The organism is Chroococcidiopsis thermalis PCC 7203 (assembly GCF_000317125.1).
GTDB classification, from domain to species: domain Bacteria; phylum Cyanobacteriota; class Cyanobacteriia; order Cyanobacteriales; family Chroococcidiopsidaceae; genus Chroococcidiopsis; species Chroococcidiopsis thermalis.
In genome coordinates this window covers 1,587,571-1,600,225 of the sequence record NC_019695.1, presented here as the reverse complement: position 1 = coordinate 1,600,225, position 12,655 = coordinate 1,587,571, and the positions used below count along the sequence as shown (strand labels likewise).

Below are 12,655 nucleotides of genomic sequence, written 5' to 3'. Positions count from 1 at the left end.
ACCGTGTATGCACTATCGTAAATTCACCGTAATTTCACTGCGATCGCCTCCTAGTAGACTAAATTAGAAGCGGACGAGAACCGGAATTAGACTTTTGCCTTTCCTATTGGTAAACGCAGAATAATGCGTCGTTGGTGTCTTGTTAACAGCCCTTCTTCCTCGAATTGCTGTAACATCCGCGTTACCGATACCCTAGTCGTATTTATAACTTCGGCTATTTCTTGATGGGTAACAGCAACGTCTATTAATCTTCCCAGATCGACATCGCGACCGAATTTTTGACCTAGCCAGATTAAAAACTGCCACAATCTAAGCGAAACGGGTTTGCGGTGAATAATGCTCAGCAATTCCTCTGTTTGGCAAACGTGAGACATCATTGCCTCTACAGTCAAATGCCATAACTCAGATGGAATTATAGTTGTTTCAACACTGGTCAAACACTCAATTTGGTAGGGAACGACTCGCGATAAAGGTTGACCGACTAGATCTCCTGCACCCCAGTAACCCAGAGTAATTAACGTGCCGCTTTCGCTCCAAGTAACAGTGCGCACGGCTCCGCGCTCAATCCGCCATAAAATATTTGGACGAGAGGGAATCAGGTCGTGGCGGGCAAAGAGTCGTTGGGATGACTGAGGAACAAGGCTAGGAGTTGTAGTAGAGATTGCCATAAGACGAGAGGACAAAGGGGACAGTGAGAATTCAAAATTCAAAATTCAAAATTGAGACGGAGACAAGGGAGACAAGGGGGAGAGAAAATAGCTCTCCACTGCTTCATAGCGGTTTTCAATTGGGTAAAACAGACGATCTGTAGGGGCGCACAGCCGTGCGCCCTTACAAATGTCACGCACGCAATCGAGAATTGCTATCATCCTTCTAAAGTTAGTGAGGAAATTTCTGTGGCTTGACCCTGTTGTGTTATGCGACAGAGGGGATTTATAGCTATAGCAAAGACTGACTGTGCGATCCCAAATGGCGATCGCGTTGAGACAAATCAAAATATTATTAGGTAGTAGATCGGGTAAGATTTGCGATCGCGCTTGCCTTTGCCTAAACCATCGCCAAAACAACAATGGGAAAAACGACAGTGTGAAACTTGGCACTTCTGAAGCCATATTTTCAAGTGCAACCGCACTCGCTTTCCCTAGCAAAGACATTAGGGCATTCTGGCACTTGAGCTTCATCAGTCACATGCTCGCTCTTACCTACAACATCTCACCACTAAGCTTTATGACTAAACGTCTCTATTACTAAACTTTTATTATTACTACTTGTTAGCTAGATATTAAAACGCTTAGTTTAAGAAGTCAGTAAGTTTTCATTAAAAAGTGAATTGTCAGTTGTAAGTCGTAGGGGCGGGTTTTGACCAAAGATTTACAGTCGCAGTTGTCTATCTATTTGCGCGCACCCGCCCGTACAGAAGTCGGAAGTCAGTAAGCATCTATTCACCAGCCACCAGCCACTGGTTCCACCGCCACTAGTTACTGGTCACTGCTAAGAGCGTTGTCCGGTAACGATGTAAGCGACTCGCTGACCGACGTTGGTAGCGTGATCTGCCATCCTTTCTAAGTGGCGAATTACCAAAGCTAATAACAACCAAGGTTCTAAAACTCCTTGGATATCTCTTTCTGTTGCTAAAGTGTGATAAAGATTTTCGTATGAGTCGTCTACAACGTCGTCTAATTGCTTGACTGCTAACCCTGCTTGTGCATCTAGATCCGCTAGCGCCATCAAGCTAGCCGCTAACATAGCTTGGGCGTGGTGAGACATAATCTCGATCTGAGGGATGCATTGATGAGGGGGATAGGGAAATAGCTTAATCGCAATTTCTCCTAAGTCCTCAGCATAATCTCCAATTCTTTCTAGGTCTCGCACCAGCTGCATAAAGGCACTTAGTAAGCGCAAATCCTTTGCTACTGGTGCTTCTAAAGTTAGCAGCGCCGCACACTCAATCTCAACGTGGCGATAAAATTGATCGATTTGCTTGTCGAGCAGTGGTAGTTCCTCTGCTGCTGATAGGTTACGGGCAAACAATGCTTGATGACTGAGGCGAAATGAGTTTTCTACCAAAGCTCCCATGCGCAAAATATCTCGCTCTAGACGTTTGAGGCGACGCTCAAAGTGAGTGCGGCTAGGTTGGTGAGGTTGGAAAGGAACAGCATCTACGTTGAGCAATTCTGACACCGTAGTATAAAGGTAGGATTTTATTATTAGTTATAAATCTTGTTAACTGTATCTGTCACTGGCAGGAAAAGCAGATTGTGACGTAAATTACTAACTATATTCACTGTATATAAGCATCTACATTTACTATTATAAGCATCTGCTCTGTCATTGAGTTGGCAACTCAACTTGCAGCCAAGCACCTTTAGTTTCAGGATGGTTCATGGCTTTTACCGTGCCACCATGTGCCGAAACAATTTGTTTGACGATCGCTAAGCCCAAACCACTACCGTGAGTTGTAAAAGGAGAAATTTTCTTTGAGTCGGGTGTTGTTTGTCTAGCTCTGGCTAGATCCCCACGATAAAGGCGTTCAAATACGTAAGGTAAATCGGTCGGTGGAAAGCCGCAGCCAGAGTCAATAATATTTATTTGCACGTAATTAGATTTAGTTTCTGAATTAATTAGTTCGACATTAACCCAAATCGTGCTTTGAAAAGGGCTATATTTGATACTGTTATCGAGTAAATTTAATAACACTTGCGTTAGACGAGACTTATCTGCCTCGATCCACAAAGTTTCTGCACCGGAATAGGATAAACGGAGCTGCTGTCGCTGTGCTAAAGGTTCTATAGTGTGCCATACGGAATCAATCAGCGATCGCAATTCCACTGGTTCGCGCTTGAGCTGACGGCTGGGATCTAACTCTAGTTGGCTTAATTCCAACCAATTTTGCACTAAACTAATCAATCTTTCCACTTCTGGTAAGAGGCGATCGACCCAAAGTTTATATGGTGGTTCGAGTTGTTGCTGTAAGTTTTCTACCACCAATAAAATTGAAGTCAATGGCGTTTTGAGTTCGTGTGCTAAATCGGAAACCCAGCGATCGCGAGTCCGCGCTAAATCGAGCAATGGCTGGCGATTTTCCAAAAATACGCCCACCTGTCCGTTTTGCAGAGGTAAGCTGGCTGCGTTCACTGTCAGCGCTCTCAATTCACTCAGCGCTGCTGCATCTGCACTCGTTCGATGAAACAACCACTCTTTAACCTGCGGCTGCTGTCTTTCTCGCGTTTGCTCGATTAACTGATCCAATTCATAGGAACGCACCCACTCCAATAGTAAGCGCACCTGTCCTGGTTCCCATTTTTGCAAGCCTAGCAATTGCTGTGCCTGTTGGTTGCACCACAACAACTGATTTTCTTCGTCTACTTGCAAGTATCCTACAGGAGCGACTTGCATCAACTGCTCCCAGGTTTGCAGTTTAGCTTGCAACTCTTCCCGTTGCTGTCGCGCCGAAACAATTTCGTGCCGCAACCGAGGGATAGCTCCCAGGGAAGTTGCCATCTCACTATCATTAGATACTATTCGCAGTAAACGCCGCAATCTAGCTTGTAATTGGGTATACTGCCACAACCACAAGCAAATTCCTATCCCTAGTCCCAGCAAAAACGCCAGCAGTACCATCAGAAAGGTTCAGGATCAAAAGTGGGTTAACTATCACTTTAACCCTTCTTACTAGGGAGCAGGGAGCAGGGAAAAGAGAGCTGAGGGAGCTGAGGGAGCGCAAGGTTGCTGAGGGAGCTGAGGGAGCAAGAGCGGTCAACTGTCTTCACGCAGTGTAGCGTCAGCGCCTACTGTCAACTGTTAACCAACAACCATCAACCTATCCAAATCGATAGCCAAACCCGCGCACCGTTACCAAATATTCTGGGTGGCTGGGGTCTTTTTCGAGTTTTTCCCGCAACCAACGAATGTGAACGTCTACAGTTTTGCTGTCTCCAACAAAATCTGCTCCCCAGACTTGGTCGAGCAATTGCTCTCGCGACCAGACGCGGCGCGGATAAGTCATGAAGAGTTCTAGCAAGCGGAATTCTTTAGGGGAAAGGTTGACTTCTTGCGCTCTGACGGTTACGCGGCACTCTTGCGGATAAAGGGTGACATCTTTAAATTGTAGAATCGGGACTTGTGGTAATACGCCTATGCGCTGGCGGCGTAACAAAGCACGACACCGCGCGACTAACTCCCGCATACTAAAAGGCTTTGTCAGATAGTCGTCTGCGCCAACTTCCAAACCCAAGACGCGATCGGTTTCGCTGCCTTTGGCGCTCAAAATCAAGATTGGTACTTGATTTCCTTGGTGGCGGAGCAAGCGACAGATATCTAAACCATTGATCTGAGGCAGCATTAGATCTAAAATCACCAGATCGAAGGGAAAATCTCCGAAGGTAGGTTCGCTACTCTGAAGTAAGGTCAAAGCTGTACGTCCGTCAGCAGCAGTAGCGATCGCAAAACCTTCCGCCTCCAAAGCCATTACGAGCATTTCCCGAATCAGGTTTTCGTCTTCTACCACCAGAATGCGGCTCATGTGCCCGATTTCCACCTTGGGGGAACTGTTGGTCAATTCGCGAGTAAACATCGTTTTTATCGATCTGTTCTTGCACCATTATTATCTAATCGGAAGACATCCGAAATCCTTTCAACTGCAAATTTCTGGAAATTTAGAGAAATCCAGATCTTGACAGTCTGCATTCACCCAGATATATTTTTTACAGTACACTTGTACTATAAACAGATGGATTGCGGTTAGTGTGTAGCTTTGGGCTAATTGCTAAGCGCTATCTGCCAGTTTTTACGGTCATTTCAGCAATTTTACTGCTTTGCGATCGCCTCAAGGAAGGCTAGCTTAGGATCTATATCTTAGGGTATAGCCACGAGTATTCGTTTTAACTTAAATCTCTCTTAAATTTAGTTGCAGGAGTTGCAATATGAATCGATTCGTAGCTAAAGACAGTACAGATCGTTTGTTAACATTTCAACGCATTCTGGCTGATAGAAAGGATATGTCATTAAAAATTGCTACTAAACAAGAGGAGGCGGACAAGGAAAAGAATAAACAAATTCTACAAACTGCTGCTAGCTATACAGTAGATAACATCGTGAAAGGCTTAGCCGAACTGCAACTAGAGTTTGGCGGAATTGTTAACGGACTATCAGAGAAATTATCTAAAGAAACTTCTAAGTTAGACGAACTCAAGCGTGCTATCGAAGTAGAGACTCAAAATTTACAAGAATTACAACAAATTAGAATTGTTGCTGATATTCTGTACATTTTAAATCAAGAGCATCAAGAAAAATTAAAATTAATTGAGCAAGGCGCAACAACTCAGCAGGAAAACTTAGAAAAAGAAATAACGCAAACACGAAAAACTGGGCAGCAAGAGCAAGTAGAGTTTGAAACAAACCTACAATATCAAAATGAATTGTTAGTTAAAGAACGACAGCGAGAAGTGGAAGAGTATCAATATCGACTCGCACAGACACAAAAAATTAACGCTGATACTTACCAACTGAAAAAGCGTACACTTGAAAGAGAAATAGAAGAAGCAACGCAAGCTAAAGAAAAAGATTGGGCAGAACGGGAAAAAGTTTTGACCGAACAACAGTCATTGCTGGGAGAATATACAAAACAAATTGCTGCTTTCCCTACAGAATTAGAAGAAGCAATTAAAAAAGCTAGAGAAGAAGCGATTAAAGATGTCAACCAGGATGCAAAAGTTAAAGCCGATCTATTTGAGAAAGAATGGCAAGCAGCAAAACAGAGTTACGAATTACAAGTGCAGTCTTTAGAGCAAGTTATTACTAGACAAATAGAGCAAATTGAAAACTTAACAGCGCAAATGCAAGCCGCACAGCAACAAGCTCAAGAATTAGCATTGAGAGCCTTTCAAAATGGAACTAGAGGTTAGGGGAAGAATGAAAATATAAGGGAGACAAGTCAGGAACCCTCTTTCTTCCCCTGCTCCCTGTTCGCTAATAACTAAAAACTGAAAAGGAGATTATTTATGGTAGTAAGAAAACTAAGTGAAAAGAGTACGAAAGCTGAGATCCTAGCGGCTTATGAGGAAATGTCGAAAGAAAAAACCATTCTGAAATCTCAACTCGATAAATTAGCTAAGGAAACTCTCGTAGTTCAAGCAAAACCAATATCCGAGCCAAAACTAGCTATGAATCAATCTGCAACCGTGCAACAAAGAATGAATTCTATTATTGATAACTTAGGCAAAATTCAGCTAGGAGTTGGTAGTGCTGTCAGCGAATTATCAGAGCAGCTTACTACAGAAGCTTCCAAATTACAAGAGATTCGTCGTAATGTGGCAACTGAGACAGAACAATTACAAATTCTACATAGTCTAAAAAAGATCGATGACACAACTTTAGATAGCTTGATTAAGAGCTATGAAGACAATTCAAAAACTTTTAGCGAGGAGTTTAGTCAGAGACGAGAAACTTTAGAGCAGGAAGTAGAAACAAAAGTTAAGGCATGGAATAAAGAGCAAGAAGAATATAAAGTCAAGATTAAAGAACGAAATGAAACTCAAGCAAAAACTCGTCAAAGAGAGACTGCGGAGTATAAATATAATTTAGAATTGCAGCGTAAATTAGCGGTAGAAGAATACGAACAAACTCAAAAAAATATTTATCGAGAATTAGAGGAGTTTCAGCAAACCCAAGAGAAACAATGGACGGAAAGAGAAAAAGCGATCGCGGAACGCGAAAAGCAGTTTGCAGAAGCAAAAGCTAAAGTGGAAGTCTTTCCTAAAGAAAAAGAAGCGGCACTGAAAAAGGCAACAGAAGAAGGAAAAGGCATCGCTCACTATCAGGCAAAGATTAAATCGGATTTATATGCTAAAGAAGTCGAAGGACAAAAGCGATTTTACGAACAGCGCGTCCACTCTTTAGAACAAACTATTCAAAATCAAGAAGCGCGGATTCAAAGCCTTGCTAAACAATTAGAGGCAACTTCCAAACAAGTACAAGACTTAGCTGTGAAAGCTATTGAAGGGGCAGCGAATGTAAATTCTTATCAAACGGTTAAAGAAATTGCTTTGGAGCAAGCTAAGAACGCCCAGAAAAACAAGTAAGTGCATTCTTCTACAGCTCAAGATGATTGCTCAAGTGTAAGCAACAAGTGTAAGCAACAAGCTATTATTTTAGTAAGATCGGCGCGATCGGCTACAGGTAGTCGGACATACCAGCCTAGCCTGCATGGAAGTGGAAACGACAAATGCAAGATCGACAATTTAGAGAAACTGACGAGATCTACGAAAGCTTAATGGCGCTCAGCAACCAAGCTTTAACGAGCAATCATTATGAAGCTGCTTACCATATGCTAACAGCCGCCATGCACTATGTGAGCGATCTAGGCGACGAACAGTATCTTGCAAGAGTCGAGCAGGAGGCGAAAGCGCAACGCAACTGGATTGACTCCCATACGCCGGAACACCGACTGTCCACGCAGTCAGTCAACAAGCATCATGGGAAGAACTTGTATGACATGTTGGCACGACAGGCAACAGCACAGATCGCGATCGCCAAACAAAAAAATCGAATTAATAGTCATCGGCGTTATCCTTGGCTAGGAGAGCAGTCAGGAAAATTGTTTCCAAAAGAAAAGCAAACAGAATAATTTGACTTGCTGCTTTTGGATTCGATCCTTTCTTTACAAGGAATTTGACTGGTGAGATTACTGGTTCTGGAAAAATAGCAGACTGTCTCATGCCAGTTGATGAAAAAACTATTAAATATTGACACTCGATGGTGAATCGAGGGCAGAAATCATATTTGGTGTAAACAACATTACAAATCTCTACAATCTGAATCGGTAAGCTGTTGAAAACCCTCCGATTGCTCAACAACCGCCATCTCCTGGCGGTTTTTTATTTTCGATCGCGCGATCGCCTTGTAGAGACGTTACATGTAACATCCCTACACTGAAGAACGGCGACGGCGACAGCGTTCGGAACAGTATTTCACCTCATCCCAACAGTCTGCCCATTTTTTGCGCCAGGTGAAGGGGCGTTGACACACTGGACAAATTTTTGTTGGTAGGTCAGATTTAGATCGAGTGCGTGCCATATACAGTTGTTGAGAGAGTAACTAAATTTTACGGAATTGTGAATGAGTCTACTTCCCCCTCTTACAGTAAAAATGGGCTTGCAGCCCCCGGCTACCCCTTGGCAGCGGTAAGAATCGTGCTGGTGGAACCAGCAGGTTCGCTGAATGTGGGAGCGATCGCCCGCGTGATGAAAAATATGGGTTTGCAGCAATTGGTGTTAGTCAATCCCCAGTGCGATCCGCTGTCGCTGGAAGCACAACAAATGGCAGTCCATGCATTCGATCTCTTGCAAGCCGCCCAAGTTGTCGAAACGCTACCAGCAGCCTTGCAGGGGTGTACGAGGGCGATCGCTACGACTGCTCGTCCTCGCACCTTAGACATCCAATTAGAGCAGCCTCAAGATGCTTTACCTTGGTTAATTTCAACCTCAGAACAAGCAACAGCCTTGATCTTTGGTCCCGAGTCGCGAGGATTGAGTAATGAGGAAATGTACTACGCTCAGCGCTTTATCCGCATTCCCTCCAACCCTGCCTATCCTTCATTGAATCTAGCTCAGGCAGTGGCGATCTGCTGTTACGAACTGGCGAAATACAGCCAATTGGGAGTTAACGATGACAAGAGTGCGATCGCGGTTGACTACGCCTCTGTAGAAGCTTTAGAAGGGTTTTACCAACAACTTGAAGCACTACTACTCAAAATTGGCTATCTTTATCCTCATACTGCTACTAGCCGCATGGAAAAATTTCGTCAACTATTTAACCGCACTCAGTTAGAAAATACTGAAGTATCAATGTTGCGGGGGATATTAACTCAGATGGAGTGGGCTATGAAGAATTCGGAAGCGTGGAAGTCGGAATTCGGAAGCGATCGGTGATTAGCGATCGCTTATTAGTGCTTTTCTAGGCTATATTTCATCTGAAGATTTATCGCCATTACAAATTGGTTGAGATAAACTTTGACCCAATACTACTTGCTTTTACAACTCATGCAAGCAGTGTTAGGTTATTGTTCAAGTCCAGTTCGCCCTTGTTGTCTTCTGTAAGTCAATGGTATTAGAAAGCGGGTCGTCAAATTCAGGTAAGCGGTCAAACGCTGGGCATAAAAAAGGTCTAAGTAGTTCGCAGCAGCGCGAACAGGCTAAGATGCGCAATCCACGTGGGCGTTTCTCACCACAAGACGCTCGTATAGTCTCTGGGGAATCTAGAAACAGCGATAGGAAAAACCGTAGCCAAACAGTGACTTCTTCTGGAGATAATGGTAGCAGAAGAGTTACTGGCGAGACACTGCCAACACCAACTAGAAAACAGAGTAAGCAAAGACAACACCCGCAGCGTCAAAATAAATTGATTGTATACGCCTTGCGGTTGTTAATTCTGGGAATTGGCATCAGCGCGATCGCGGGTACGGTGCTATCGGCTTTAGACCCTACCACACGCATCACCTCTGAAGAAATACCAATTACGGCGATGGAAGTTATGCCGCAGCTACAAGCTAGAGAAACTATTGCCCATGCTGCACCACTTCAGCCAACCCAAGAAATTACAGCACTAAAAACGCTGATGCAACAATTGGCAGCGAACAACACTCAGTTGTTTCCTGGCATGTTTTTTATCGATACCGAGACAGGCACTTATCTAAATTGGAATGGAGATACAACTTTTGCGGCTGCAAGTACGATCAAATTTCCCATCTTGGTTGCTTTTTTTCAAGATGTAGACGCGGGCAAGATTCGATTAGACGAAAAGTTAACTTTAAAAAAAGAATTAGTTGGTGGTGGTGCGGGAGGCTTTCAATACAAGCCGTTGGGTAGTCAGTTTACTGCCTTAGAGACGGCAACTCAAATGATTATTGTCAGCGATAACACGGCAACTAATTTACTCATAGAGCGTTTGGGTGGCATTGCAGCTTTGAATCAGCGGTTCAAAAACTGGGGTTTAACCGTAACAGAATTGCGGAACTTGTTACCAGACCTGGAAGGGACAAACACGACCAGTCCTAAAGATTTAGCTCAATTGATGGTAGCAGTGCAAAAAGGAGATCTAATTTCCGTCAAATCGCGCGATCGCCTACTCAATATTATGCGCCGCACGCAGACAGCTACGCTATTACCAAAAGGATTGGGACCAGGGGCGACAATTGCTCACAAAACTGGAGATATTGGTTCAATGGTAGGGGATGTCGGTTTAGTCGATCTGCTCAGCGGTAAACGCTATGTTGCCGTTGCTATGGTCAAGCGCCCCCACAATAACGTGCAAGCAAAAGAATTGATCCGGCAGGTCTCGCGTGCTGCTTACCAGGAGTTTAGTAAGTGAGCGGTAATTGGTAGTTGGTTGTTAGTGTGTCTTCAATTCCGAATTCCATTCATGTAGTGTAGCGTCAGCATTTATTCCGAATTCCGAATTCTCATCAGTCTGCTGCTAGTTTTTGAGCATTTGCTAACTGAGTTTCTAATTCTGCACGGGGAAATCCTAAATCGATCGCTTGTTGATAGGAATCCCGTGCTTCCCGATATCTTTTTAGTTCTGTTAAAGTATCTCCTCGATTCGCCCAAATAAAAGGATCTTGTGGTTGCCGTTTAATTGCTTGGTCAAAGGCTTCGAGGGCTGGCTGATGGCGTGCTATTTCTGTTAACGCGATACCTTTTCCTAGCCAAGCGGGATGAAAGTTATCTCTGAGTTGTATGGCTTGGTCAAAAGATTCGATCGCTTCTCCTTGGCGCTTTAAATGTTGCGATAGCAGCATCCCACGATTGTACCAAACCTGATAATCTTTAGGACGAATTTTACTTGCTTGATTGTATGCTATTAGCGCATCTAAATAATTGTTTTCTCCTAATAAAACTAGCGTATTACCTTTGCCCATTAAGGCTTCATAGAAATTGACATCGATATCTATTGCTTTTTGATAAGAATCAAGCGCTTCTTGAGGACGATTTAATTTTAGTAAAACAGTTCCTCTGTCAGTCCAACTAATTATATCTCTCGGTTTTCTCGCCAGAAGATCGTCATAGGATGACAACGCTTCTTCAAAATACAGTCTGGCAGATTGCCCTCCTTTCATCTGTTCGACTGTCAAACCTATTTGCTGCCAAATACTCGGATCGTTAGGTCTGAGTTGTTTAACTTTTTCAAAAGATTCTGAAGCTTGCTGAGATTGATTTAAGCCTAGATGAACTAAACCTTTTCCGCTCCAAGCTTCCACATTATTTGGATTAATTTTTAAGACTTTTTTATAAATGTCTAATGCTCGTTTATATGCATCTCCGCCTAGCTTATATAAAACTTTGCCTTTATTAACTAGGATTTTTGGGTCGTTCGAAAGCAGCAACGGTCAAAGTGCAGATTGTTGAAGGTGGACTGGAAGACATTCGCGTCACGGGGACGCGGCGACTGAATCCCAAGTATGTTCGCAGTCGATTAGCGATCGCAACTACTAAACCTTTGAACCGATTCAAACTGTTGGAAGCACTGCAACTATTGCAGCTCAACCCCCTGATTCAAAATCTGTCAGCGGAATTGTCGGCTGGTTCGCGTCCAGAAACAAGCTTGTTGGAAGTTAGGGTGACAGAAGCAGATTCTTTGCGGACGGAATTATTTGCCGATAACGGTCGCGTTCCCAGTGTGGGTAGTTTTCGGCGGGGAATCGATTTCAGGCAAGCTAACTTATTTGGGATTGGAGATGGCTTGAATTTGAAATACACCAACACTGAGGGTAGTAATGCTTTCGACCTGAGTTATACAGTACCCTTTAATCCTCGAAATGGGACGTTTACCCTAGCGAGTGGGTTTATCGATACCAATGTTGTCGAGCCGCCTTTCGACCGGATTGATATTACGGGAGACTCGTTTTACTTGGAATTGAGTTCTCGCCAACCGATTATTCAAACGCCAACGCGAGAGCTAGCATTAGGTTTAACTTTATCTCGCCAGCAGAGTCAGACCAAAATTGGTGGGGAAGAGATTCCGATTTCACCTGGAGCCGATGAGGATGGGGAAACCAAGGTATCTGCAATTCGGTTTTTTCAGGAATATACCCAACGCAGCCCCCAACAAGTTTTTGCCCTACGTTCTCAGTTCAGTTTAGGGGTGGGGTTGTTTGACGCAACGATTAACAGCGATCCGCCCGACAGTCGATTTTTCGCTTGGCGAGGACAAGGGCAGTACGTGCGACAGTTAGCACCAGATATGTTGTTTGTCTTGCGTTCCGACCTGCAATTTGCTTCTGAAACCCTCGTACCGTTAGAACAAATTGGCATTGGTGGTTTTCAGAGCGTTCGAGGCTATCGACAAGACCAGTTGTTGACTGATAATGGCTTGTTTACTTCGGCAGAAGTGAGATTGCCAGTGCTACGAGCAAAAGATATTGAAGGAGTTTTGCAGGTTGTTCCTTTTGTTGATTTTGGTTTGGGTTGGACTGGTTCTGACAATCCCGATCCCGATCCTAATAGTTTGGTGGGTGTTGGTTTGGGATTGCAATGGCAAATGGGCGATCGCTTGAATGCTCGTTTGGATTATGGTATTCCGCTGACGGATGTTGATTCGCGAAATCGCACTTGGCAAGACAATGGTTGGTATTTCTCGGTAAATTACAGTCCTTTTTAAT

12 protein-coding genes and 1 pseudogene are annotated in these 12,655 nt (G+C 43.8%); 6 read left to right on the top strand and 7 right to left on the bottom strand.

Annotated features, from left to right (window positions below; genetic code table 11):
• Positions 1-86: 86 nt before the first annotated feature.
• The 5 genes from CHRO_RS07070 to CHRO_RS07055 form a co-directional block, all read right to left on the bottom strand.
• Entirely contained in the window at positions 87-668 is a 582-nt protein-coding gene (locus CHRO_RS07070) for a Crp/Fnr family transcriptional regulator (RefSeq protein ID WP_015153510.1), read from the bottom strand.
• A 45-nt stretch (positions 669-713) separates the two neighbouring features.
• On the bottom strand, positions 714-1,181 hold the full coding sequence (locus CHRO_RS31740) for a hypothetical protein (RefSeq protein WP_015153509.1): 468 nt from the start codon (positions 1,179-1,181) through the stop codon (positions 714-716).
• A gap of 310 nt (positions 1,182-1,491) precedes the next feature.
• Positions 1,492-2,181 carry a phosphate signaling complex protein PhoU gene (gene phoU / locus CHRO_RS07065; protein WP_015153508.1) on the bottom strand — a complete coding sequence of 230 codons (690 nt, stop codon included), beginning with the start codon at positions 2,179-2,181 and terminating at the stop codon, positions 1,492-1,494.
• A 147-nt stretch (positions 2,182-2,328) separates the two neighbouring features.
• Positions 2,329-3,621 carry a sensor histidine kinase gene (locus CHRO_RS07060; protein WP_015153507.1) on the bottom strand — a complete coding sequence of 431 codons (1,293 nt, stop codon included), beginning with the start codon at positions 3,619-3,621 and terminating at the stop codon, positions 2,329-2,331.
• 199 nt (positions 3,622-3,820) lie between these two features.
• A complete protein-coding gene (locus CHRO_RS07055; protein WP_015153506.1) occupies positions 3,821-4,573 on the bottom strand; it encodes a response regulator transcription factor in 753 nt (250 codons plus the stop codon).
• A 349-nt stretch (positions 4,574-4,922) separates the two neighbouring features.
• Here CHRO_RS07055 and CHRO_RS07050 point away from each other — a divergent pair, with 349 nt between their 5' ends.
• From CHRO_RS07050 to CHRO_RS07040, 3 genes are all read left to right on the top strand, one after another.
• Positions 4,923-5,903, top strand: coding sequence for a coiled-coil domain-containing protein (locus CHRO_RS07050; protein ID WP_015153505.1), 981 nt, complete (start codon positions 4,923-4,925; stop codon positions 5,901-5,903).
• Between the two features lie 96 nt (positions 5,904-5,999).
• Positions 6,000-7,079: a hypothetical protein gene (locus CHRO_RS07045; protein ID WP_015153504.1), complete on the top strand. Its 1,080-nt coding sequence runs from the start codon at positions 6,000-6,002 to the stop codon at positions 7,077-7,079.
• A gap of 143 nt (positions 7,080-7,222) precedes the next feature.
• Positions 7,223-7,624, top strand: a complete 402-nt coding sequence (locus tag CHRO_RS07040; protein ID WP_015153503.1) for a hypothetical protein — start codon at positions 7,223-7,225, stop codon at positions 7,622-7,624.
• A gap of 299 nt (positions 7,625-7,923) precedes the next feature.
• Here the strand turns inward: CHRO_RS07040 and CHRO_RS30315 are convergent, their stop codons facing one another.
• Positions 7,924-8,073, bottom strand: a complete 150-nt coding sequence (locus CHRO_RS30315; RefSeq protein WP_015153501.1) for a DUF2256 domain-containing protein — start codon at positions 8,071-8,073, stop codon at positions 7,924-7,926.
• 38 nt (positions 8,074-8,111) lie between these two features.
• Between CHRO_RS30315 and CHRO_RS07035 the strand changes: the two genes are divergently transcribed.
• Together CHRO_RS07035 and CHRO_RS07030 are read left to right on the top strand one after the other, a co-directional pair.
• Positions 8,112-8,927 carry an RNA methyltransferase gene (locus tag CHRO_RS07035; protein WP_219336096.1) on the top strand — a complete coding sequence of 272 codons (816 nt, stop codon included), beginning with the start codon at positions 8,112-8,114 and terminating at the stop codon, positions 8,925-8,927.
• A gap of 268 nt (positions 8,928-9,195) precedes the next feature.
• Positions 9,196-10,365 (top strand): serine hydrolase, encoded by a 1,170-nt coding sequence (locus CHRO_RS07030; protein WP_219336095.1) that lies wholly within the window; start codon positions 9,196-9,198, stop codon positions 10,363-10,365.
• Positions 10,366-10,459: 94 nt separating this feature from the next.
• On the opposite strand, the gene CHRO_RS07025 is transcribed toward CHRO_RS07030, so the two are convergent.
• Positions 10,460-11,380: a tetratricopeptide repeat protein gene (locus CHRO_RS07025; protein WP_015153498.1), complete on the bottom strand. Its 921-nt coding sequence runs from the start codon at positions 11,378-11,380 to the stop codon at positions 10,460-10,462.
• On the opposite strand from CHRO_RS07025, the pseudogene CHRO_RS07020 reads away from it, so the two are divergent.
• Positions 11,371-12,654, top strand: a pseudogene (locus tag CHRO_RS07020) (ShlB/FhaC/HecB family hemolysin secretion/activation protein); the annotation flags it as partial. The gene CHRO_RS07025 and the pseudogene CHRO_RS07020 sit on opposite strands and share 10 nt — an antisense overlap.
• Position 12,655: the final 1 nt, after the last annotated feature.